Here is a 24,291-nt window from a genome sequence, read left to right on the forward strand (position 1 = left end):
TGCTCCAATCCCCTTAAGACTGCAAGACGTCAGTTAAACGCTCAATACGACCACGCACGCTACCATCAATAACCAGGTCTCCGGCGCGGATAATGACTCCTGCGATAACAGACTTATCAATTTTGCAATTCAGCTTAACTTTACGTGACAGACGTTTTTCCATCGCTGCAGAAATTTTAAATTGCTGTTTTTCATTTAGCTCAGTGGCAGAAATGACGTCAATATCAACGGTTGACTCTAGAAAAGCGCGTAATTGTATGAATTGCTTCAAAACCTCTGGTAACGTACTTAGACGCCCGTTTTCAGCCATAATGCGAATTAGATTTCGAACATGTTCATCGATTTCATCACCACAAATAGTGATAAATGTTTTCGCTAATGTTTCTGGTGCTATTGAACCAGAAAGCAGCTCACCTATTTGTTGATTACGGGTAGCTTCAGCAATAAAACTGAGCATATTTTGCCATTTATCAACAAGTTGGTTTTCTACAGCAAAATCAAAAGCTGCTTTGGCATAGGGGCGAGCAACCGTAGTAATTTCAGACATGCCCCTTTCCTCCTTTACAGTTCGTTGACCAATTTATCAACGATGTCGCTATTAGCAGCTACATCAACGGAACGTTCAATTATTTTTTCTGCACCTGAAATTGCTAACATAGCAACTTGTTTACGCAATTCTTCACGTGCACGCTTACGCTCAGCATCAATTTCGATTTGCGCTTGAGCAACGATCTTGTTACGTTCAGCTTCAGCCTCTACTTTTGCTTCTTCAATCATTTGAACTCGTTGTTTATTAGCTTGTTCAATAATGATTTGTGCTTCTGCTTTTGCTTTTCTCAGTCGTTCGGTCGCATCAGCTTTCGCCAAGTCCAAGTTTTTTTTAGCTCGTTCTGCAGAAGATAAACCGTCAGCAATTTCTTTTTGACGTTTTTCAATCGCCGCCATAATTGGAGGCCATACATACTTCATACAAAACAAAACAAACAGGACAAATGCAATAGCCTGGCCGAGGATTGTCGCATTAAGATTCATCGCACAATACCTTTTTAAAAATTAACATATTAATGTTCTTTCCCATTTGGCTTGTGTTATCAAGCAACTGCGAACATCACATATAGCCCCAGACCAACAGCAATCATCGGAATGGCATCAACTAAGCCCATAACAATAAAGAACTGCGTACGTAATAGAGGAATCAAATCTGGCTGACGAGCTGCGCCTTCTAAGAATTTTCCCCCTAGGATGCCAATACCAATTGCAGCACCAATTGCTGCTAATCCCATCATTACAGCGGCAGCCATGTACAACAGATCCATATTTAGGTTTTCCATGACAGTCTCCAGTTTGTTTCAGTTAAATAAAAATTTATTAATAAGTTGAAATTAATGTTCTTCTGACGCCATCGATAAATAAACGATAGTTAGAACCATAAAAATAAAGGCTTGCAACGTAATAATCAGTATATGGAAAATCGCCCAGGGTAGGTTAAGTATCCACTGTGACCACCAAGGTAACAAAGCCGCAATAAGAATGAAGATCAATTCACCTGCATACATATTACCGAATAACCGTAAACCTAGAGATACCGGTTTAGACAGCAGGCTAACACCTTCTAGAATCAAATTAATGGGAATAAAAATAGGATGATTGAATGGTTGTAAAGTTAATTCTTTCGTAAACCCACTTAATCCTTTCATTTTGATACTGTAGAAAATGATCAAGATAAATACACCAATCGCCATTGACATAGTAATGCTTACATCTGCGGTTGGAACAACACGCAATGCTGGCAATCTCAGGTAATGTTCTCCAATATAGGGAAGTAAATCGATTGGTAACAAATCCATGGTATTCATTAATAACACCCAAACAAACACCGTCAAAGCTAAAGGTGCAATGACTTTGCTCTTACCATGATACATATCACGAACGGTATTATCGACAAAACCGATGACCATTTCTATTGCAGTTTGTAACTTACCAGGTACGCCGCTGGTTGCATTAACAGCAATTTTTCTAAAGAGCCACAAAAAAATAATTCCAAGGACAACTGAGAAAAAAAGCGAGTCAATATTTAACGTCCAAAACGTTGGATCATTGTTATTATGGGGATCAACTAATTTGAAGGTACGCAGGTCCAACTGAAGATTATTTAGATGGTGTCCTATGTAACTTCCCGCAGTCATCACTTCTCCTGATGTAGACATGATGTCTTTTACCCTTTTGTTGTTTAAAAATGCTCACTATCTAATTACAGCTGGTGTAATGATGTGAATAATCAACATAGCTAAATAGGTCAAACCTAATGGTACAAATGCTGCTTTAAATATACCTAAAGCAATTACCAATACAGTTATTGTTATAATAACTTTTACTCCCTCACCAATGGTAAAAAAACCATGCAATGTGAATAGGAACATCTTTTTTAACTGCCTTTTGATAACGTATTAACAGCATAAATAAAGCATTAGGTAACCAACATGCGAATCCACCCGCAAAAGCAGATAAGCCCCATTCTACACTATTCATGTAGAAAGCTATACTGAGGATCACAAGCGCCATTAACTGAAATAACAACAGTTTTAAAGCAATTTTACCGTTGTAGAGGGGAACAGACATGACTCTTATATTCTCCCAGTATTTTAAACCTTAAATTGCTGAGTGCGTATAAAACTGTCTTTGCTCGAGAGTGTCAAGAGACAAAAACCTGCAAATTATACGACCCCTAAAAATGAATTCAATCAATAAGTAGCGAAAACGTGAACAAATATTTAAAATTTTCGATCCAACACGAAAATAAACAAAATAATGTCAATTTAATTACTATTATTTAATTATATTAAATTTTAAAATATTATATTTGTCACATTTTAATATGGTTATTAATTTACTTAAAAAGAAATAAGTAAAAAAAATTGAAAAATCAAAGATAAAATATTAATTATTTCTTTATTAAAAATAAAGAGGAGAAATACTTGTAGATAATCTTATATAATTAATTAATAATATAATATATCAATAAATTTATTATCCTTTTTTGTTATTTAAATGTAACAATAAAGTTAATATATTTTCTGTTTAAAATTTTGATATAAAAATAATGGTAACATTTAAAAATTTATTTTTTATGACTAAAAAATGTCACTTTTTTTGATCAAAAACAATATTAGTTGAACCCTAAAATCACTAAATGTCGCTGTTCATCGAGTCCTGGTACATCCAACGAAATAATTTTATTTATCTTAAAATTAGAAGAAAAAGTTGATTTTTCATTTGCAGAAAGTATACCTTTAAGTGCGTAAAACTGTCCTCCATTTTGCTTCGGAAGATGTTGACACCATGAAAGCATATCCTGTAATGAAGCAAATGCTCGGCTTATTATGCTATCAAATTTTTCTACTGGTTGGTACTGTTCAACTCGTTTTTGAATAGGCTCGATGTTCTTAAGCATCAATTCATATTGTATTTGTCGCAAAAACCTAACCCATTTTCCCAAACTATCTAATAGTGTGAAATGATCATTGGGGCGAACAATAGCAAGGGGTATACCAGGTAATCCTGGGCCTGTACCTACATCAATAAATCGTTTACCGGTAAGATATTTGTCAACAATAATACTATCTAAAATATGACGGACAGTAGCCCGCCTGCGTCGGGAGCTAAGACGCTGTAAGTAAATGGCTGTCCTTAGTAACCGCCTCCCGTTATAATCCGGTGTATGTATATTCCCCGACCCGCAAAACTTCTCTTCCAGATAGATGACGGCTGGAACCGGTTACTCATGAAATACGGCTCTTCCGTTCCCGAATGGACAGTAGCCCGCCTGCGTCGGGAGCTAAGACGCTGTAAGTAAATGGCTGTCCTTAGTAACCGCCTCCCGTTATAATCCGGTGTATGTATATTCCCCGACCCGCAAAACTTCTCTTCCAGATAGATGACGGCTGGAACCGGTTACTCATGAAATACGGCTCTTCCGTTCCCGAATGGACTAAACTGGTCGTCGAACGGATGCTCGCCTGTGGCACCGGTGCTATGGGTATCCGTCGTTATTGCTGCGACTCCCCTGACTGCCCGCACACCAAATATTTCTGTCAGAGCTGCAAAAGCAAAGGCTGCAGCGCCTGCGGGATGAAAGCCACCGAACAGTGGATAGCCGAGCAGCAACACATTTTGCCAGACTGCGAATGGCAGCACATCACTTTCACTATGCCCGATAAACTCTGGCCGGCATTTAATCACAACTGGCCATTACTGAATCAGTTGTTTGCCTGTGCCGCTCGAACCCTGCTGAAATGGGCAGAAAAACTCAATATCGAAATCGGGTTGTTTGTCGCCCTACATACTTACGGGCGTCAGCTTAACCAACACCCGCATATCCATTTATCGGTGACCCGCGGCGGATTATGCCGCAAACACGACGTCTGGCGACCGGTTTTCTTCAAAAAGAAAGTAGTAGAGCGGTACTGGCGCCGGGCTGTCATCGCGTTACTTCGAGAGAATTACGGCGGGCTGAATTTACCTGCTGCCGGCTATGTGCATATCCGCGACTACCGGGAATGGTGTCAGTTTCTGGAATCACAGTACCAGCGGCGCTGGAAAATTCACTTTGCGAAAAAAACCAAACATGCCCGACAAAATGTCAATTATCTTGGCCGTTACCTGAAACGCCCGCCGGTTGCAGCCTCAAAACTGCGTCATTATAACGGCGGCACTGTTGTCCATCATTACTATGATCACCGGACGGGAAAGCACCGCACCCAATATCTGAGCCAGGAAGCAATGTTGTTGCGCTACATCAGCCATATCCCGTCACAGCATTTTAAGATGGTGCGGTATTACGGCTTTCTGGCCAACCGGAAACGGGGGATTTTGCTGCCGAAAGTCTATGCGGCACTGGGTATGCAGGTGAAGAAAAAACCGCATAAACCGGGCTTTGCGTCGCTGATGAAACACTTTACGAATGTGGATCCGTATCAATGCATATTATGTGGGAGCCGGATGATTTTTAACAGCGTACAGGTGGGTATCAGAGCAGAAGTATTACTGGAAATGCGCCGTAAGATAGTCAAAAAGGCGCGATGGTTACGGAAAACCGCGTAGGGAAGATCTAACTAAATTCAATTTATTGTATAAAAAAACCTCTGGTTGACGAAAAGCCAGGCGACTACTTGATGGTGAAACTAGAGATCGGTCATCCGTATCAGCAATTAAGGTCAGAAAAAAAGAAATAATTAACATTCAATTTCCTAACCATGAACAACCATTTGTTCTGGTGATCTAACTGATGTTAAATTATATGTTTTATTCCATTTATTTAATAACTCAATATAGACAATTAGCTGTTGTATTTGTTGATCGGTCAAAATAATATCTGTTTTATCTAATAAAGTTTTAAAATAGGTTATTAAGCTCATTTAAAGCACTCCGACGTAATAAACCTTGTTTTTTTAACCAGACTAATAATATTGATATTGCGGCTGGCGTAATACCTGATATACGCGATGCTTGGCCAATAGAACTAGGTTTATGATCATTAAGCTTTGCAATAACCTCATTAGAAAGACCGGTTATTTGCATGTAATCTAAATTGGTCGGTAAAGCAGTATATTCATTACGGAGCTGTCTCTCTATTTCTTCTTGTTGACGAGTAATATAACCTTCATACTTTACTTGAATTTCAACTTGACTTGTTACTTGAGGATCATCAATTGCAGGTGAAAAATAGTTTAACGAAGTAAGTAATTTATAACTCATTTCTGGGCGGCGAAGTAAATCTTCGCCGTTCGCTTCTTTTGAAAGCGGAACAGTTAATATTTCATTAAGATCACTAATTTTATCTGAATTAGGATGTAACCAAAGGTTACGTAACCTTTGACGTTCTTGTTCAATTAATTCAACTTTATGACAAAATTTTTGCCAACGGCTTTCATCGATTAAACCAAGTTCGTACCCTTTTTCGGTTAAACGAAGATCAGCGTTGTCTTCACGTAGCATAAGGCGATATTCTGCTCGTGAAGTAAACATTCGATAGGGTTCTTTAGTGCCTAAGGTACAAAGATCATCAACTAAAACACCAATGTAGGCTTGATCACGACGAGGGAACCATCCCTCTTGTTCAAAAGCATAACGAGCTGCGTTAAGCCCAGCTAGTAGACCTTGAGCTGCTGCTTCTTCATAACCAGTTGTTCCATTAATCTGACCTGCAAAAAATAGCCCTTTGATAAATTTGCTTTCTAAAGTTGGCTTTAAATCTCGGGGATCAAAGAAATCGTATTCAATCGCATATCCGGGTCGAATAATACGCGCATTTTCTAGACCTTTCATCGAATGTATAATTTGCATTTGTACATCAAAAGGTAAACTAGTAGAAATTCCATTAGGATAAATTTCATTACTGGTTAGCCCTTCTGGTTCAAGGAAGATTTGATGTGCAGAACGATCTGCAAACCGCATAATTTTATCTTCAATAGAAGGACAGTAGCGGGGACCTATTCCTTCAATAATTCCTGCATACATAGGACTAAGATCTAAATTATCGCGGATCACTTGGTGAGTTTTTTCATTCGTATAAGTGATGTAGCAAGGTAATTGTTGAGGATGTTGTTCAGCTGATCCGACAAAAGAGAAAACAGGGGTGGAATCATCACCAAATTGTGGTGCTAATTGGGAAAAATCGATAGTTCTTGCGTCAATTCTAGGAGGTGTACCTGTTTTAAGTCGATCTACTCGTAAAGGTAGTTCTCTTAATCTATGTGATAGGCTAATAGCAGGAGGATCACCAGCCCTACCACCACTATAATTTTCTAATCCTATGTGAATTTTACCGTCAAGAAAGGTACCTACGGTCAGTACGACAGACTTTGCGTGAAATTTTAATCCCATTTTGGTTATCACGCCAATAACCTGATCGTTTTTTACGATCAGGTCTTCAACAGCTTGTTGAAAGATCATTAAGTTATTTTGATTTTCTAGCGCAGTCCTAATCGCTTGCTTATAAAGTACTCGATCGGTTTGAGCTCTGGTTGCTTGTACTGCTGGGCCTTTACTTGCATTAAGTGTTCTAAATTGGATCCCTGCATTATCTGTGGCAATAGCCATAATGCCACCTAAGGCATCAATTTCTTTAACCAGATGTCCTTTACCTATTCCACCGATAGCTGGATTGCATGACATTTGGCCCAACGTATCAATATTATGGGTTAGAAGTAAAGTTTGACGTCCCATACGAGCAGCAGCCATAGCTGCTTCAGTACCAGCGTGGCCTCCACCAATAATAATGACATCAAATTGTTCTGGGTAAAACATGTATAAACCTTAGTATTAAATATGACTTGGTAAGTGAATTTTACTCGAGTTTTGCTAAGAGGCAAGTTATATGATCCTTGCCTAATATAAATAAGATCTTTTTATTTAAAGATCTCTTTATTAGATCTTTTATTAGGATCGCGATCTTCTGTGGATAAGTGCAAATACCATAAGAAGATCATTATCTTGTTTATGATCTTTAGCTGTGAATGATAAGTGATTTTACTCCGTATAAGCTGGGATTAACATGGCTAGTTATCCACAACAAAGTTTGGCATTCAAGCTTATTCTATGGATAACTACGGGTTATTCCCTGCTTTTTCGCAAAGTTATCCACATTTATTTTGCTTTTATTTATCCAAATCGATAATTTTATCTTTCCACTTTTCGATCCAAATTTCTGCAAGATCTTCTGGCACTTCATGTTCTAAAATATCAATCTCCAATGTTTCTCCAACGCGTTTCGCATTATGATCCTTTAGCAGTTGATCTAATTTATGGATTGCACCACAAAAAGTATCATATTCTTTGCTACCTATCCCAATCGCACCATAATTAATCTGGCTAAGATCAGGTTTTTCTTCGCTGATCTCTTTTGCTAGAGGTTGTATATTTTCAGGCAAATCACCTGCTCCATGGGTAGAGCATACAATTAACCAAATACCTTTTGTTGGTAGCTCTTTTAACGATGGGCCGTATGTGACTTCAGTGTCAAAGCCATATTTCTCCAATATTTCAGCGATATGCTCAGCAACATATTCAGCGCTGCCCATAGTGCTACCTGTAATCAATGTTACTTTTGTCATTATGAACCCCATTATTTAAAACAATGCCTATTGTATGCTGTGAATGAGTTGGGATCTACCTGTGGATAATATGGTTATTCCATTTTTATGGATTGATAGTACGCATTATTGGATTTTGTAAAGATATCAAGGTTTCAGTAGATTGGATCTCATCAATTGTCTGTATCTTATTAATAAGTACGTCTTGTAACGCATCAATGGATCGACACATTACCTTGATAAATATACTGTATTGTCCAGTTGTATAGTAAACTTCGACCACCTCGTCTAATTCATCAAGTTTTTTCAGCGCAGTATGGTAGTCTTTCGCGCTTTTTAAAATAATGCCAATAAAGCAACAGACATCAAAACCTAGTTGCTTCACATTAATATCTACACGTGTCCCTACAATAATCCCAGCTTGTTTCATTTTTTCGACTCGGACATGTATCGTACCAGGACTTACGGCAAATTTTTTAGCTATTTCAGCGTAGGGGATCCGTGCATTTCTCAGTAATTCATTAAGTATGTCACGATCCAGATTATCGATTTGATAATTTTCAACCATTTTAAAACACCATTTTTAACGATTATTTATTTTTAAAGGCTTTATTTTGAATATTATAAATCATAATGACTTTTTTTATTAAGTATATTGAATTTATGATCAGTTTTATTGCTTAATCTATATAACAAAGCAAATAATGCTACAGATTATGGGGTAAAAAAAATGGAAAAGTCATTCATCGAAAAACAACAACAAATTAGTTTTGTTAAATCTTATTTTTCGCGTTTATTAGAAAAAGAATTAGCTTTAATTGAAGTTCAAGCACCTATCTTAAGTCGTCTCGGTGATGGGATTCAAGATAACCTGTCAGGCCATGAAAAAGCAGTACAAGTCAAAGTAAAATCGATGCCAGATTCTGTTTTTGAAGTTGTACATTCATTGGCTAAATGGAAACGTAAAACGTTAGGTCGTTTTGATTTTAAACCCGGACAAGGGCTTTATACCCATATGAAAGCATTGCGTCCTGATGAAGATCGTCTGACACCTATTCATTCTGTATTTGTAGATCAGTGGGATTGGGAAAAAGTAATGCTTAAGGATGAGCGCTCTCTTGATTATTTAAAACAGACGGTCATTAAAATTTATCAAGCAATAAAAGAAACAGAAAAAGCGGTTAGTACAGAATGTGGTTTAGCACCATTTTTACCTGAGCAAATTCATTTTGTTCATAGTGAAGAATTATTACAACGCTACACTGATCTTGATGCTAAAGGAAGAGAACGTGAAATAGCTAAAGAATTAGGTGCAGTTTTTCTTATTGGTATTGGAGGAAAACTATCGCATGGCCTTGCTCACGATGTACGTGCTCCTGATTATGATGATTGGACAACACCTAACAGTGAGGGTTATACCGGTTTAAATGGTGATATTATTGTTTGGAACCCTATATTGCAGGATGCATTTGAAATTTCTTCTATGGGCATCCGTGTTGATACAGAAGCGCTTACAAACCAATTAGCAATCACCGGTGATGAAGATAGAATGTCTTTTGAATGGCATCAAGCATTAGTAAAAGATCAAATGCCACAAACAATAGGTGGTGGGATTGGACAATCTCGTTTAGTGATGTTATTACTTCAGAAAAAGCATATTGGCCAAGTTCAATGTAGTGTATGGTCGCCGGAAAGCCATGTAGTTATTGCGGATATGTTGTAATTAGTTCCAATAGCGTAATAATCGACTTTTTAGCCCGGTATCAAAGTGCCAGATATAATCGAAAATATTTAGGATACCGGGTTTTCCATATTTAGATAATGTAACAGCGTGAAAACGATGCTGTTGCGTTTGATGAACTTTTATTCTTTTTACTAAATTATCAGGTAATCGTTGAGCAATAAAATCTGAAATCACAACCACATCTGAATCTTTCCATTGCTGTTGTTGCATTTTTTCTAAACATTTATTTAAACAGGCAGCCAAATCGGTTCCCCCACTAAATGTTTGATTAAGAAATTGCATTAATTGCTCTAATCCATCATTGCTTAATAAATCATAATCAATAACTTCCATTGAAAATAGAATAATGTGACACTGACGGTTGTCACTCATGGCTATTTTCATTAAAGCGAGGCAGAAAGCTTTAGCACAATTTTCATTAAATTTTCCCATTGAACCTGAAGTGTCTATACATACAATAAATGGCCCTTTTGGTTGTTGTTTATCGTGATGTTTGACCGTTGGACGTAATATTTTTCGTTGCTGCCAATTATCGCCTTATAATCTGTAGGTAAGTAACTGTTTTTCAACTAATTTGCGATAAAATTCAAATTCGAGTTCTTCTAATCCCAGCAATTCTAATTCACTAGGTAGAAGACGTAAAATATCATTACCGTGGTTTATCCCTCTAATTTGCTCGGGTAGTTGGTCAGGGATTTTTTCCAATGAGATTATTGATTCTAATATTTGCTGCTGTTTTTGTTGAGATTTCAAAGAATTGCTTCTGCCTAAAAGTTCTGCTAATTTTTCTAATTCAGGTTGTTGTTGTAAAAAATGGCTATACTGAATTAATAATTGAATATTATTGCAGGATTGGGTTAAAGCTCCTTTACTCATATCCCATAATTTACCAGCAGACTGATTATTTTGATTAAATATTTCTGTTAAATTTCCAGTTAATTTCAATCGTTGCTCTAATTCAGCCAATAACTGTTCTTTTTCTTGCTCTAATAATAATTTATTAAACGTTGTTACTTCAAAAATAAGATTAAGGCGCCAGCGTTGAATAAATAGAGATTGTCCAGCGGGATCATGAGATATTTTTCCCAGTAAATAATGCGCTTCTTGCACAAAAGAAGAATCTATTTCTGTTAATTTATCAATAGTTATCGGAAGATTGCTAAAAAATTTTGTAGTAACAAGGGCTAAATTTTGCTGATAAAGTGAAAATTCTTCCGTTAATTTAATGGGTACCAAGGTCTCTTGCAATTTGTGATATAAATTTTTTTTCCATGCTAAAAGATCTCTTAATAATATATTTTTAAGATTAGGGTACTTCTCAAAAAAAATGACTAATTGAGGTGTGGCCAGTAATGTTAATACAATCTCTTCTATTATCTCCATTTCATTAATGGAGAGTAACATATCAATCGTTGTGAGATTCAACATAGATTATTAGCTCATCATCTGCGTTCTTAATTGAGATAATTTATCTGTTAGAGTTAAAAAACTTTGTTCAATAGTTGCTAGCCAATGATTTTCAATAAAAAAACAAGGTTGATGATGACTAAATAAAGATTTTTGCTGTTGAATTAAATGATTAAGTTGTTCGAGCTTTTCCAGCCATTTATTATCTAATTTATTTTCATCTATTTTTTCGTATAAATAAAGTGTTGATGGCTTTCTACTTGCATCCAGCACTTGCAATTGATTTTTGCTATTAACTTGATGGTTAGGAAATTGAATGTTAATTATTTCTTTTTTTCTGACCTTAATTGCTGATACGGATGACCGATCTCTAGTTTCACCATCAAGTAGTCACCTGGCTTTTCGTCAACCAGAGGTTTTTTTATATAATAAATTGAATTTAGTTAGATCTTCCCTACGCGGTTTTCCGTAACCCTCGCGCCTTTTTGACTATCTTACGGCGCATTTCCAGTAATACTTCTGCTCTGATACCCACCTGTACGCTGTTAAAAATCATCCGGCTCCCACATAATATGCATTGATACGGATCCACATTCGTAAAGTGTTTCATCAGCGACGCAAAGCCCGGTTTATGCGGTTTTTTCTTCACCTGCATACCCAGTGCCGCATAGACTTTCGGCAGCAAAATACTCCGTTTCCGGTTGGCCAGAAAGCCGTAATACCGCACCATCTTAAAATGCTGTGACGGGATATGGCTGATGTAGCGCAACAACATTGCTTCCTGGCTCAGATATTGGGTGCGGTGCTTTCCCGTCCGGTGATCATAGTAATGATGGACAACAGTGCCGCCGTTATAATGACGCAGTTTTGAGGCTGCAACCGGCGGGCGTTTCAGGTAACGGTCAAGATAATTGACATTTTGTCGGGCATGTTTGGTTTTTTTCGCAAAGTGAATTTTCCAGCGCCGCTGGTACTGTGATTCCAGAAACTGACACCATTCCCGGTAGTCGCGGATATGCACATAGCCGGCAGCAGGTAAATTCAGCCCGCCGTAATTCTCTCGAAGTAACGCGATGACAGCCCGGCGCCAGTACCGCTCTACTACTTTCTTTTTGAAGAAAACCGGTCGCCAGACGTCGTGTTTGCGGCATAATCCGCCGCGGGTCACCGATAAATGGATATGCGGGTGTTGGTTAAGCTGACGCCCGTAAGTATGCAGGGCGACAAACAACCCGATTTCGATATTGAGTTTTTCTGCCCATTTCAGCAGGGTTCGAGCGGCACAGGCAAACAACTGATTCAGTAATGGCCAGTTGTGATTAAATGCCGGCCAGAGTTTATCGGGCATAGTGAAAGTGATGTGCTGCCATTCGCAGTCTGGCAAAATGTGTTGCTGCTCGGCTATCCACTGTTCGGTGGCTTTCATCCCGCAGGCGCTGCAGCCTTTGCTTTTGCAGCTCTGACAGAAATATTTGGTGTGCGGGCAGTCAGGGGAGTCGCAGCAATAACGACGGATACCCATAGCACCGGTGCCACAGGCGAGCATCCGTTCGACGACCAGTTTAGTCCATTCGGGAACGGAAGAGCCGTATTTCATGAGTAACCGGTTCCAGCCGTCATCTATCTGGAAGAGAAGTTTTGCGGGTCGGGGAATATACATACACCGGATTATAACGGGAGGCGGTTACTAAGGACAGCCATTTACTTACAGCGTCTTAGCTCCCGACGCAGGCGGGCTACTGTCCTGCTAAATAAACTTAATGGAATAATTGAATAAGCGATTTTTCTTGCGTGTAATACATAAATAAAGAGTAAAAAAATGCCGCCTAAAATTATAATTAATGGTGCATAATTGGTTAAATTTTCGTTATTAAAAAAATCTAAACTCACCGTCAACATTACAATTGCAGCACCAAAGAGAATAAATCCTATAGTATCAAAGGCGCGTTTAGGCATTTTAAAATCAGGCATATGTTTTAGTGCATATAAAATACCAAGTAAACCGATAGGGATATTAATAATAAATATCCAATGCCAACTGGTATAAGTTACTAAAAAACCACCAAGTAAAGGGCCTAATATAGGTCCAACTAATCCGGGAATAGTGACAAAATTTAAAATAGGTAATAATTCACTGCGTGGGTAAGCTCTCAATAATGCAAGACGTGCAACAGGCATCATCATTGCACCGCATATTCCTTGAATGATGCGAGAAAAAACTAAAAAAACCAAAGATAATGACATTGCAGATAAGAAAGAGCCTAAAGAAAATAGACTAACTGCAAATATAAAAATTTTTCTTGTACCAAAGCGATCGGCTAACCATCCACTAACTGGAATAAGCAGAGCAACAGTTAATGTATAACTTATGACAGCAGATTGCATGGCTAAAGAAGAATGATTAAGACTTTTAGCTATCTCAGGCAATGTAGTATTTAAAATAGTAGCATCTAGGCTTTGCATAAAAAAGGCCATAGCTGCTATGACTGGTAAGCCAAACATATTTTGTATTGTTTTTAACATTAAATAACCTAAAAAATAAGGTAAACTGAAATAAATCAGATTTTAAAATAGATTATCTTTTATTTATTTTAGAAAATTATAGCACTAACAGATATCTAATGAATCATTACTTATATAACTTTGCGCGCGGCAATTGTTTCTAAATAATTCTAATGAATAAATTTAAAATTTAGATTCATAGCTCACTCAAACATAAATAAGATATTTTTGTCGAAAAAAAGAGCAAACGACTAAAGTTTACAAATTATTGCTTGCCAGCTGCGTAAAACTGCCTATAATGCGCCTCCACTGAGTCAGTATAGAACGAATCAATTGAATTGAATTTTCTTGACGCAGGGTAAAGAAAAGTAGAAATAACTACTTGACTTTACAGGTGAAAAGCGTAATATACGCCACCTCGCGGCCTGGGTCGCACGCTCTTTAACAATTAATCAGACAATCTGTGTGGGCACTCGCAAGACATCATCAAAAAATGTTTGATTTTAAAGTCTTGAAGAGTGACAAAACAGTTAATTCATATATGAACTAATATGCAGTAACGTTATTTTGGTCGGCAGCGGCGAAGGTGGTCAAACATCGGCAAAGCGAGTTGAACAAAAGGGCGTTACGGTCAGTAAAACATTCTTTGAGCATCAAGCTTTTAATTGAAGAGTTTGATCATGGCTCAGATTGAACGCTGGCGGCAGGCCTAACACATGCAAGTCGAGCGGCAGCGGAAGGAAGCTTGCTTCCTTGCCGGCGAGCGGCGGACGGGTGAGTAAGGTATGGGGATCTGGCCGAAGGCGGGGGATAACCACTGGAAACGGTGGCTAATACCGCATAATCTCTAAGGAGCAAAGTGGGGGACCGTTCTGGCCTCACACCTTCGGATGAACCCATATGAGATTAGCTAGTAGGTGGGGTAAGGGCTCACCTAGGCGACGATCTCTAGCTGGTCTGAGAGGATGATCAGCCACACTGGGACTGAGACACGGCCCAGACTCCTACGGGAGGCAGCAGTGGGGAATATTGCACAATGGGCGCAAGCCTGATGCAGCCATGCCGCGTGTATGAAGAAGGCCTTCGGGTTGTAAAGTACTTTCAGTCGTGAGGAAGGTGTTAGGGTTAATAACCTTAGCAATTGACGTTAGCGACAGAAGAAGCACCGGCTAACTCCGTGCCAGCAGCCGCGGTAATACGGAGGGTGCGAGCGTTAATCGGAATTACTGGGCGTAAAGGGCACGCAGGCGGTTAATTAAGTTGGATGTGAAATCCCCGGGCTTAACCTGGGAATGGCATTCAAGACTGGTTAGCTAGAGTCTTGTAGAGGGGGGTAGAATTCCATGTGTAGCGGTGAAATGCGTAGAGATGTGGAGGAATACCGGTGGCGAAGGCGGCCCCCAGGACAAAGACTGACGCTCATGTGCGAAAGCGTGGGGAGCAAACAGGATTAGATACCCTGGTAGTCCACGCTGTAAACGATGTCGATTTGGAGGTTGTGGTCATGAACTGTGGCCTCCGGAGCTAACGCGTTAAATCGACCGCCTGGGGAGTACGGCCGCAAGGTTAAAACTCAAATGAATTGACGGGGGCCCGCACAAGCGGTGGAGCATGTGGTTTAATTCGATGCAACGCGAAGAACCTTACCTACTCTTGACATCCAGCGAATCCTTTAGAGATAGAGGAGTGCCTTCGGGAGCGCTGAGACATGTGCTGCATGGCTGTCGTCAGCTCGTGTTGTGAAATGTTGGGTTAAGTCCCGCAACGAGCGCAACCCTTATCCTTTGTTGCCAGCGAGTAGAGTCGGGAACTCAAAGGAGACTGCCGGTGATAAACCGGAGGAAGGTGGGGATGACGTCAAGTCATCATGGCCCTTACGAGTAGGGCTACACACGTGCTACAATGGCGTATACAGAGAGAGGCGAGCCAGCGATGGGAAGCGGAACTCAGAAAGTACGTCGAAGTCCGGATTGGAGTCTGCAACTCGACTCCATGAAGTCGGAATCGCTAGTAATCGCGGATCAGCATGTCGCGGTGAATACGTTCCCGGGCCTTGTACACACCGCCCGTCACACCATGGGAGTGGGTTGCAAAAGAAGTAGGTAGCTTAACCTTTTGGATGGCGCTTACCACTTTGTGATTCATGACTGGGGTGAAGTCGTAACAAGGTAACCGTAGGGGAACCTGCGGTTGGATCACCTCCTTACCTAGATAGATGGAATGTGAGTGTTCACACAGATTGTCTGATGAAATAGCGCGTAAAGCCAATCTAAGATTGACTAAAGAGCTTGAAGTCCCCTTCGTCTAGAGGCCTAGGACATCGCCCTTTCACGGCGGTAACAGGGGTTCGAATCCCCTAGGGGACGCCACTTTAGTGATTTAGAAAGGCGGTGCATCACGCTTTAAGTGTTGTGCACTGTTTGTGCTTTACGCAATAATGATTAAACCAATTTAGTGAGTTGGTTTACCAATTATGCTCTTTAACAATCTGGAACAAGCTGAAAATTGAAACACACATTATTGAAAAAATAGTGTGGAGAACTCTCAAAACTCCAATCAGTTGGGTTTTTGTTGTCATGATGAAGCGTTATGAGCGAGCAGTCAGCAATTCGAGGCGGCCAGCGCACAGCAAGCGCAGCGTACTAAAGTACGTGAGCATTGCGCGCACTGCCCAACAAAGAATTGGTGGACGCGCAGCCATAACCCAACAAAAAGACAGTAGAAGACACCTTCGGGTTGTGAGGTTAAGCGAATGAAGCGTACACGGTGGATGCCTAGGCAGTCAGAGGCGATGAAGGACGTGCTAATCTGCGAAAAGCGTCGGTAAGCTGATATGAAGCGTACTAGCCGGCGATGTCCGAATAGGGAAACCCAGTGCATTAATGCACTATCGTTTGATGAATTCATAGTCAAACGAGGCGAACCGGGGGAACTGAAACATCTCAGTACCCCGAGGAAAAGAAATCAACCGAGATTCCCGCAGTAGCGGCGAGCGAACGGGGAGCAGCCCAGAGTCAACATCAATATTTACCGCAGGAGAAGGGTCTGGAAAGGCCGGCAATAAAGGGTGATAGCCCCGTATCTGAAACGGTAAGTGTTGTGAACTCGAAGAGTAGGGCGGGACACGTGTTATCCTGTCTGAATATGGGGGGACCATCCTCCAAGGCTAAATACTCCTGACTGACCGATAGTGAACCAGTACCGTGAGGGAAAGGCGAAAAGAACCCCGGCGAGGGGAGTGAAATAGAACCTGAAATCGTGTACGTACAAGCAGTGGGAGCACCCGAAAGGGTGTGACTGCGTACCTTTTGTATAATGGGTCAGCGACTTATATTCTGTAGCAAGGTTAACCGCATAGGGGAGCCGTAGGGAAACCGAGTCTTAACTAGGCGTTAAGTTGCAGGGTATAGACCCGAAACCCGGTGATCTAGCCATGGGCAGGTTGAAGGTTGGGTAACACTAACTGGAGGACCGAACCGACTAATGTTGAAAAATTAGCGGATGACTTGTGGCTGGGGGTGAAAGGCCAATCAAACCGGGAGATAGCTGGTTCTCCCCGAAAGCTATTTAGGTAGCGCCTCGTGAATTCATCTTCGGGGGTAGAGCACTGTTTCGGCTAGGGGGTCATCCCGACTTACCAACCCGATGCAAACTACGAATACCGAAGAATGTTATCACGGGAGACACACGGCGGGTGCTAACGTCCGTCGTGAAGAGGGAAACAACCCAGACCGCCAGCTAAGGTCCCCAAGTCATGGTTAAGTGGGAAACGAAGTGGGAAGGCTTGGACAGCCAGGATGTTGGCTTAGAAGCAGCCATCATTTAAAGAAAGCGTAATAGCTCACTGGTCGAGTCGGCCTGCGCGGAAGATGTAACGGGGCTAAACCATGCACCGAAGCTGCGGCAGCGACATTTAGATGTTGTTGGGTAGGGGAGCGTTCTGTAAGCCGTAGAAGGTGGACTGAGAGGTCTGCTGGAGGTATCAGAAGTGCGAATGTTGACATAAGTAACGATAAAGCGGGTGAAAAACCCGCTCGCCGAAAGACCAAGGTTTCCTGTCCAACGTTAATCGGGGCAGGGTAAGTCGACCCCTAAGGCGAGGCTGAAAAGCGTAGTCGATGGGAAACGGGTTAATATTCCCGTACTAAGGGTTACTGCGAAGGGGGGACGGAGAAGGCTAGGCTATCCGGGCGACGGTTGTCCCGGTTTAAGCGAGTAGGTGGGTAGTGCAGGCAAATCCGCACTGCTACAACACTGAGACGTGATGACGAGCCACCAAGGTGGTGAAGTAGTTGATGCCCAGCTTCCAGGAAAAGCCTCTAAGCGATAGGTAATCATTAATCGTACCCCAAACCGACACAGGTGGTTAGGTAGAGAATACTCAGGCGTTTGAGAGAACTCGAGTGAAGGAACTAGGCAAAATGGTGCCGTAACTTCGGGAGAAGGCACGCTGGCATTAGGTGAAGGGTCTTGCATCCGGAGCTGAAGCCAGTCGAAGATACCAGCTGGCTGCAACTGTTTATTAAAAACACAGCACTGTGCAAACACGAAAGTGGACGTATACTGTGTGACGCCTGCCCGGTGCTGGAAGGTTAATTGATGGGGTAAGCCGTAAGGCGAAGCTCTTGATCGAAGCCCCAGTAAACGGCGGCCGTAACTATAACGGTCCTAAGGTAGCGAAATTCCTTGTCGGGTAAGTTCCGACCTGCACGAATGGCGTAATGATGGCCAGGCTGTCTCCACCCGAGACTCAGTGAAATTGAACTCGCTGTGAAGATGCAGTGTACCCGCGGCAAGACGGAAAGACCCCGTGAACCTTTACTATAGCTTGACACTGAACATTGAGCCTTGATGTGTAGGATAGGTGGGAGGCTTTGAAGTGTGGACGCCAGTCTGCATGGAGCCAACGTTGAAATACCACCCTTTAATGTTTGATGTTCTAACTTAGGCCCGTAATCCGGGCTGAGGACAGTGTCTGGTGGGTAGTTTGACTGGGGCGGTCTCCTCCCAAAGCGTAACGGAGGAGCACGAAGGTTGGCTAATCACGGTCGGACATCGTGAGGTTAGTGCAAAGGCATAAGCCAGCTTGACTGCGAGCGTGACGGCGCGAGCAGGTACGAAAGTAGGTCTTAGTGATCCGGTGGTTCTGAATGGAAGGGCCATCGCTCAACGGATAAAAGGTACTCCGGGGATAACAGGCTGATACCGCCCAAGAGTTCATATCGACGGCGGTGTTTGGCACCTCGATGTCGGCTCATCACATCCTGGGGCTGAAGTAGGTCCCAAGGGTATGGCTGTTCGCCATTTAAAGTGGTACGCGAGCTGGGTTTAGAACGTCGTGAGACAGTTCGGTCCCTATCTGTCGTGGGCGAAGGAAGATTGAGGGGGGCTGCTCCTAGTACGAGAGGACCGGAGTGGACGCACCACTGGTGTACAGGTTGTCATGCCAATGGCATCGCCTGGTAGCTAAGTGCTGAAGAGATAACCGCTGAAAGCATCTAAGCGGGAAACTTGCCTCAAGATGAGTCTTCCCTGACAGTAATGTCCTATAAGGGGTGTTCGAGACGAGGACGTAGATAGGCTGGGTGTGTAAGCGTAGCGATACGTTGAGCTAACCAGTACTAATGACCCGAGAGGCTTAACCTGACAACACCGAAGGTGTTTTGAGAGAGAGAATTTTAGCTTGTTTTGAGATTGAATCTGGTCGAATTTTGCTGAAGGCCGAGGTGTGTTCGCTACTGAGGTAGGTGAGCAGACTGTAAGGCAGCGAAATAAGACGGGATAAATAGAAAAGAATTTGTCTGGCGGTAATAGCGCGGTGGTCCCACCTGACCCCATGCCGAACTCAGAAGTGAAATGCCGTAGCGCCGATGGTAGTGTGGGGTCTCCCCATGTGAGAGTAGGGAGCTGCCAGACTTTAATTTAAGGCTAATGGGAAAGACCATTAGTGAAATAAATCGGGTGGTGCGGTAGTTCAGTTGGTTAGAATACCGGCCTGTCACGTCGGGGGTCGCGGGTTCGAGCCCCGTCCGCACCGCCAATAATATTGAAAGTAAGCCCTGTGAAGATATCACAGGGCTTTTTGTTGTTTATTAAAAAACTTGTCAAATATATAAATATTTTTTATAAAGTTGTTTTATTTTCATTTTTCTTGAACTTTAAGATGCAACTATGCTTCTAAATGATGAGTTTTATCTATTATCTATGTATTGGATAGATTAATAAATATTCGATTTTTAAGGGCTATTTGAGGTGGCAAAGAAAATTTATTCAGTGCGTTATATTGCTGGCCAGCCAGCAAAGCGTATTTTACCTGTATCTGAATATACGCTTGATGATGATTTACCTATAGGGATGCCATTATTCTCAGAAAGTGATGAATTAAGCATTGTTTCATGGAATATTTATAAGCAGCAACGCCCAAACTGGTATTCAGTTTTAAATAAATTAGTCATAGATAAACATTTGATTCTGTTACAAGAAGCTCAAACTTCACCTCAACTTATTGATTTTGTCGTATCTCAACATTTAGTTGCTGATCAAGTGCCAGCAATTGTTTTCCCTCAACACGCTTCTGGGGTAATGACGTTAGCAAGATCTCATCCAATTTATTGTTGTCCATTGCGGGAAAAAGAGCCATTACTTCGGTTACCGAAATCAGCGTTAATTACCGTTTATCCATTACATAATGGCCGAAATTTGATGATTATTAATATTCATGCGGTTAATTTTAGTTTTGGGGTGGATATTTATAGTCGGCAACTACACAATATAGGGGAGCATATTAAAAGACATCAAGGGCCAGTGATTTTTGCTGGGGATTTTAATACCTGGAGTCGACAACGTATAAATACACTTAAACGTTTTACGCGCAGTTTACGGATGAAAGAAGTTAATTTTAGCACTGATGAACGTACTATCATCTTTGGTTACCCATTAGATTATGTTTTTTATCGTAGTTTGACCCTTCTGGATGCAGAAGTGATTAAAACGCAATCTTCTGATCATAATCCCATTTCTGCCAAGTTTAGTATCAAATAGTTTTAATCAGAGAATAAAAAAATAGAAATGCTGATTTAGCATTTCTATTTTAAATATTAGGTTTGCACTCAGATAATGATGTTAGTTATCAATGCTATTTTATTGGTATATTTTCTTTTTTAATAAATAAGTAGTAAGTAATTGACAAGCATACGATCCAAATCATTCCTACGATCAGCGCAACGCGTGTATCTTTGAAAAAGCCTAACAGCATGATGACAAACACCATAAATAAGATGGTGATGAATGGACCAATCGGCCAAAATGGTACTTTAAATTTCAGTTTGCTTGCCGTTTCAGCGCTCATTTTACGGCGCATAGCAACTTGAGAAAGCAAGATCATTAACCAAACCCAAACGGTTGCGAATGTGGCTAAAGAGGCAATTATTACAAAAATATCTTTTGGAATAATATAATTGAGATAAACGCCGATCAGCATAATTACCGACATAACAACTACTGTCATCCAGGGAACACCAGTGCGGCTAACTTTCATAAATGAACGAGGTGCTTGCCCTTCCTGGGCCATACCATACATCATACGGCCAGCTCCAAAGATATCACTGTTAATAGCAGATATAGCAGCTGTAATGACAACAATATTTAAGATATTAGCGGCAGAAGTAATATTTAAATTGGCAAAAATTTGTACAAATGGACTACCGTTCTGTCCAATTTGGTTCCAAGGAAAAATGCACATTAAGACAAATAGCGTTAAACCATAAAACAGTAATATACGCAATGGCACAGCATTAATGGCTTTAGGGATAGTTTTTTCTGGTTCTTTAGCTTCACTTGCAGTAATGCCGATCACTTCAATACCACCAAAGGCGAACATAACGATTGCTAGTGAGGCAATAATTCCTTCTACACCATTAGGCATAAAGCCACCATGTTGCCAAAGGTTAAATAAACCTGTTGCATGATGTTCGGTTCCTTGACCAAAACCAAATAACATGATTGCACCACCACCAATGATCATCGCAATAATGGCAATCACTTTAATAATTGATAACCAGAATTCCATTTCACCGAAAATTTTCACATGACACAAGTTCAATGCGCCAATAAATAGGACAATACTTAATACCCATATCCATTGTTCAACTTGAGGAAACCAAAAGCGCATATAAGTGCCAAAAGCAGTTACATCGGCCAGACAGACAATTAACATCTCAAAGATATAATTCCATCCAGTAAGAAAACCGGCTAATGGCCCCATATAGTGGCTGGCATACTGAGAAAAAGAACCTGGCACTGGGTGGTGGACGGCCATTTCACCCAGTGCTCGCATAACCATAAAAACTGCTGCTCCACCAATCATATAGGCAAGCAGTACCGCTGGGCCGGCAGCCTGTATTGCTGAAGCTGAACCATAAAAAAGCCCTGTACCAATTGCAGAGCCTAGCGCCATGAAGCGAATATGCCTGCCAGTCAATCCCCGTTTAAGTTGATTTGTATTGTTCATGTGTTGCCTTTCCATCTTTCTTTTTAATGTGCTGGATATGCTCCCAGTTCACAACCTAAATGGTTTTGATAACTACAAAGCACAAGTTGTTAACCATAACATAAAGAAAGGTGTTCTAGGGATAGATATCTGCAATAATAGGCAAATTATTAAGTTATTTTAGAGAACGTCATGGATTATCCAATTAATCAAATTTTTCAAACAATACAGGGAGAGGGCTATTTTACCGGAGTAGCAGCAATTTTTATTCGTTTACAGGGTTGTCCGGTCGGGTGTAGTTGGTGTGATACTAAACATACTTGGGCTAAAAATAAGCAACAACAGCGGTCATTATCGATAATCTTAGCTAAAAAGATCGGAAGTGACGAGTGGGCAGCGTGTAGTTCAGAACAAGTTATTGATCTATTTGAACAGAATAATTATACCGCTCGTCATATCGTCATTACAGGGGGAGAACCTTGTTTATATGATCTAACCGAATTAACTGATAACTTAGAAAAAAATGGTTATCAATGCCAAATTGAGACGAGTGGGACACATAATATTTATTGTTCTGAAAAAACTTGGGTAACTGTATCACCAAAAGTGGCGATGCGTGGTGGTTTTAGTATATTGCCGGCAGCGTTAAATCGAGCAAATGAAATTAAACATCCTGTCGGGCGTCAAAAAGATATTGATGCATTAGAATCTTTGATTAATCAGCTTGAGCCCAATCATCCTGTACCACATATTTGTTTGCAACCGATTAGTCAAAATGCTAATGCGACTCAGCTTTGTATTGAAACCTGTATTAAACGTAATTGGCGGTTATCGGTTCAAATGCATAAATATCTAGATATCGCGTAATAGTACTCAGCACCAATCGGTGCTGAAAATAAAGGGCGGGGTTTATTCACCGCGATAAATACAACCTGCATTACAAGTTTCTTTAATCATTATCGAACTTAATTGTGGCAAAATGGGTTTCATTTTATGCCAAATCCAACGTGCAATAACTTCACTAGTAGGATTTTCTAATCCTTCTATGTCATTAAGATAATGATGATCTAATTGTTGCCATAAAGGTTTAAAAGCTTTAGAAATATCGCTAAAGTCAACGATCCAGCCTGTTTGTTGATCAATTTCACCGGTTAATTCTAATCTGACCATAAATGAGTGCCCATGTAAACGTCCACATTTATGCCTTGTGGGAACATGGGGTAGTCGATGGGCAGCCTCAAACTGAAAGTCTTTAAAAATTGTTGCGCTCATTGTGGCACCTATCAATTGTATTAATGCAAACATTTTATCTGAATGAGTGCATTTTTTATATTAGAAACTTTTGATTAATTAATCTCATTATGTGAGTTAAAAATAATTTAATCATTTTAAAAATGAGATATGGTTATATTATCTTATTATCTTGACCTTGTGTGATAACTTAATGAATATAAAATAGAATGAAAGAATTTTTCAGCATAATTTTTTACTTTAAATAAAAAAAACAGTTAACCAACAAAATATTTTAAATTGATCAACTTATTAGATGGTAAAAACAAACTTTTTTTGACATATAGCTAAGCTATACTTTGTCAATAAAAAGACCCGTTTGACTCTATTTCATATTTATTTATGAATTTTTTTATTAATAACTTATCTGTGATAGGTAGCGTCATAGGGTAAGTTGTGGGATGATAAGTGAGTCTTGCAGGGGGCTTCGATGCGTAAATTAGCGCTGATATTGTTGGCGGTGTTTTGCTGGTTACAATATTCACTATGGTTTGGTAAAAATGGTGTCCATGACTATTTGCGTATAAAAAGTGAAGTTGCAGCGCTAGAAACGTTGAATACGACATTTAAAGTACGCAATGAACGTTTATTTGCTGAAATAGACGATTTGAATGAGGGACGCGAAGCTATTGAGGAGCGATCCCGCTCTGAGCTTGGTATGATTAGACCTGGAGAGTCTTTTTATCGAATAGTGAATGAGAATGCTTTTCCAAACCATAAATAAAATTTTTAATTAATAATATTTTTTCCGGCCACAAAATTATTTAAAA

At 40.4% G+C, this 24,291-nt stretch carries 18 protein-coding genes, 2 tRNA genes, 3 rRNA genes and 4 pseudogenes; 11 read left to right on the forward strand and 16 right to left on the reverse strand.

All coding sequences use genetic code 11. The features are described 5' to 3' along the window. Positions 1-13 precede the first annotated feature (13 nt). The 6 genes and pseudogenes from atpH to rsmG all read right to left on the reverse strand — a co-directional run bounded on the left by atpH (position 14) and on the right by rsmG (position 3,760). Positions 14-547: a F0F1 ATP synthase subunit delta gene (gene atpH, locus AACL31_RS00065; protein WP_032115574.1), complete on the reverse strand. Its 534-nt coding sequence runs from the start codon at positions 545-547 to the stop codon at positions 14-16. Between the two features lie 14 nt (positions 548-561). Next, positions 562-1,032 carry a F0F1 ATP synthase subunit B gene (gene atpF, locus AACL31_RS00070; protein ID WP_032115573.1) on the reverse strand — a complete coding sequence of 157 codons (471 nt, stop codon included), beginning with the start codon at positions 1,030-1,032 and terminating at the stop codon, positions 562-564. A 59-nt stretch (positions 1,033-1,091) separates the two neighbouring features. Then, on the reverse strand, positions 1,092-1,331 hold the full coding sequence (atpE, locus tag AACL31_RS00075; RefSeq protein WP_000429386.1) for a F0F1 ATP synthase subunit C: 240 nt from the start codon (positions 1,329-1,331) through the stop codon (positions 1,092-1,094). 51 nt (positions 1,332-1,382) lie between these two features. Beyond that, positions 1,383-2,207: a F0F1 ATP synthase subunit A gene (atpB, locus tag AACL31_RS00080; protein ID WP_310513457.1), complete on the reverse strand. Its 825-nt coding sequence runs from the start codon at positions 2,205-2,207 to the stop codon at positions 1,383-1,385. A gap of 36 nt (positions 2,208-2,243) precedes the next feature. Next, positions 2,244-2,619, reverse strand: a pseudogene (gene atpI / locus AACL31_RS00085) (F0F1 ATP synthase subunit I). Positions 2,620-3,166: 547 nt separating this feature from the next. After that, positions 3,167-3,760: a 16S rRNA (guanine(527)-N(7))-methyltransferase RsmG gene (gene rsmG, locus AACL31_RS00090; RefSeq protein ID WP_422389290.1), complete on the reverse strand. Its 594-nt coding sequence runs from the start codon at positions 3,758-3,760 to the stop codon at positions 3,167-3,169. Here rsmG and AACL31_RS00095 point away from each other — a divergent pair. Together AACL31_RS00095 and AACL31_RS00100 are read left to right on the forward strand one after the other, a co-directional pair. Next, positions 3,719-3,838: pseudogene (locus AACL31_RS00095) on the forward strand (IS91 family transposase); the annotation flags it as partial. The gene rsmG and the pseudogene AACL31_RS00095 overlap by 42 nt on opposite strands. A gap of 56 nt (positions 3,839-3,894) precedes the next feature. Next, positions 3,895-5,100, forward strand: a complete 1,206-nt coding sequence (locus AACL31_RS00100; RefSeq protein ID WP_339053442.1) for an IS91 family transposase — start codon at positions 3,895-3,897, stop codon at positions 5,098-5,100. A gap of 146 nt (positions 5,101-5,246) precedes the next feature. On the opposite strand, the gene AACL31_RS00105 is transcribed toward AACL31_RS00100, so the two are convergent. From AACL31_RS00105 to asnC, 4 genes are all read right to left on the reverse strand, one after another. Then, positions 5,247-5,414, reverse strand: a complete 168-nt coding sequence (locus AACL31_RS00105; RefSeq protein WP_409013960.1) for an RsmG family class I SAM-dependent methyltransferase — start codon at positions 5,412-5,414, stop codon at positions 5,247-5,249. Further along, entirely contained in the window at positions 5,392-7,305 is a 1,914-nt protein-coding gene (gene mnmG / locus AACL31_RS00110) for a tRNA uridine-5-carboxymethylaminomethyl(34) synthesis enzyme MnmG (protein ID WP_310512963.1), read from the reverse strand. Before mnmG ends, AACL31_RS00105 begins: the two co-directional genes overlap by 23 nt. A gap of 350 nt (positions 7,306-7,655) precedes the next feature. Continuing rightward, positions 7,656-8,111, reverse strand: coding sequence for an FMN-binding protein MioC (gene mioC / locus AACL31_RS00115; protein WP_310512962.1), 456 nt, complete (start codon positions 8,109-8,111; stop codon positions 7,656-7,658). 85 nt (positions 8,112-8,196) lie between these two features. Further along, the gene (gene asnC / locus AACL31_RS00120; protein ID WP_032115567.1) at positions 8,197-8,658 is read right to left on the reverse strand and encodes a transcriptional regulator AsnC; all 462 of its coding nucleotides are present in this window, start codon (positions 8,656-8,658) and stop codon (positions 8,197-8,199) included. A 162-nt stretch (positions 8,659-8,820) separates the two neighbouring features. On the opposite strand from asnC, the gene asnA reads away from it, so the two are divergent. Next, positions 8,821-9,813, forward strand: a complete 993-nt coding sequence (gene asnA, locus AACL31_RS00125; RefSeq protein ID WP_310512961.1) for an aspartate--ammonia ligase — start codon at positions 8,821-8,823, stop codon at positions 9,811-9,813. On the opposite strand, the pseudogene viaA reads toward asnA, so the two are convergent. The 4 genes and pseudogenes from viaA to AACL31_RS00145 all read right to left on the reverse strand — a co-directional run. After that, positions 9,814-11,262: pseudogene (gene viaA, locus AACL31_RS00130) on the reverse strand (ATPase RavA stimulator ViaA). 6 nt (positions 11,263-11,268) lie between these two features. Continuing rightward, the gene (locus AACL31_RS00135) at positions 11,269-11,514 is read right to left on the reverse strand and encodes an ATPase RavA domain-containing protein (protein ID WP_310512964.1); all 246 of its coding nucleotides are present in this window, start codon (positions 11,512-11,514) and stop codon (positions 11,269-11,271) included. A gap of 181 nt (positions 11,515-11,695) precedes the next feature. Further along, a complete protein-coding gene (locus tag AACL31_RS00140) occupies positions 11,696-12,901 on the reverse strand; it encodes an IS91 family transposase (protein WP_339053620.1) in 1,206 nt (401 codons plus the stop codon). 89 nt (positions 12,902-12,990) lie between these two features. Then, positions 12,991-13,764 (reverse strand): annotated as a pseudogene (locus tag AACL31_RS00145) (MFS transporter); the annotation flags it as partial. Positions 13,765-14,405: 641 nt separating this feature from the next. Between AACL31_RS00145 and AACL31_RS00150 the strand changes: the two are divergent. The 6 genes from AACL31_RS00150 to AACL31_RS00175 all read left to right on the forward strand — a co-directional run bounded on the left by AACL31_RS00150 (position 14,406) and on the right by AACL31_RS00175 (position 20,784). Continuing rightward, positions 14,406-15,949: ribosomal RNA gene (locus tag AACL31_RS00150) — 16S ribosomal RNA — on the forward strand. Positions 15,950-16,036: 87 nt separating this feature from the next. Further along, positions 16,037-16,112: transfer RNA gene (locus tag AACL31_RS00155), tRNA-Glu, on the forward strand. 373 nt (positions 16,113-16,485) lie between these two features. Continuing rightward, positions 16,486-19,389, forward strand: a 23S ribosomal RNA gene (locus tag AACL31_RS00160). 154 nt (positions 19,390-19,543) lie between these two features. Continuing rightward, a 5S ribosomal RNA gene (gene rrf, locus AACL31_RS00165) occupies positions 19,544-19,659 on the forward strand. Together the 16S, 23S and 5S rRNA genes with 2 tRNA genes alongside form the textbook arrangement of a ribosomal RNA operon. A gap of 47 nt (positions 19,660-19,706) precedes the next feature. Beyond that, a tRNA-Asp gene (locus tag AACL31_RS00170) sits at positions 19,707-19,783 on the forward strand. Positions 19,784-19,995: 212 nt separating this feature from the next. Further along, entirely contained in the window at positions 19,996-20,784 is a 789-nt protein-coding gene (locus tag AACL31_RS00175; protein WP_310512383.1) for an endonuclease/exonuclease/phosphatase family protein, read from the forward strand. A gap of 94 nt (positions 20,785-20,878) precedes the next feature. Here the strand turns inward: AACL31_RS00175 and AACL31_RS00180 are convergent, their stop codons facing one another. Then, positions 20,879-22,252, reverse strand: coding sequence for an amino acid permease (locus tag AACL31_RS00180; RefSeq protein ID WP_339053621.1), 1,374 nt, complete (start codon positions 22,250-22,252; stop codon positions 20,879-20,881). Positions 22,253-22,423: 171 nt separating this feature from the next. Here AACL31_RS00180 and queE point away from each other — a divergent pair, with 171 nt between their 5' ends. Then, the gene (gene queE, locus AACL31_RS00185; RefSeq protein WP_310512385.1) at positions 22,424-23,098 is read left to right on the forward strand and encodes a 7-carboxy-7-deazaguanine synthase QueE; all 675 of its coding nucleotides are present in this window, start codon (positions 22,424-22,426) and stop codon (positions 23,096-23,098) included. A 42-nt stretch (positions 23,099-23,140) separates the two neighbouring features. Here queE and queD read toward each other — a convergent pair whose 3' ends face one another. Then, positions 23,141-23,503, reverse strand: a complete 363-nt coding sequence (queD, locus tag AACL31_RS00190) for a 6-carboxytetrahydropterin synthase QueD (protein WP_310512386.1) — start codon at positions 23,501-23,503, stop codon at positions 23,141-23,143. Between the two features lie 448 nt (positions 23,504-23,951). On the opposite strand from queD, the gene ftsB reads away from it, so the two are divergent. Next, the gene (ftsB, locus tag AACL31_RS00195) at positions 23,952-24,245 is read left to right on the forward strand and encodes a cell division protein FtsB (protein WP_032115467.1); all 294 of its coding nucleotides are present in this window, start codon (positions 23,952-23,954) and stop codon (positions 24,243-24,245) included. The last annotated feature ends 46 nt before the right edge of the window (positions 24,246-24,291 follow it).

Origin of the sequence: Arsenophonus endosymbiont of Crataerina pallida (assembly GCF_964020125.1) — a bacterium.
Lineage (GTDB): Bacteria > Pseudomonadota > Gammaproteobacteria > Enterobacterales > Enterobacteriaceae > Arsenophonus > Arsenophonus nilaparvatae.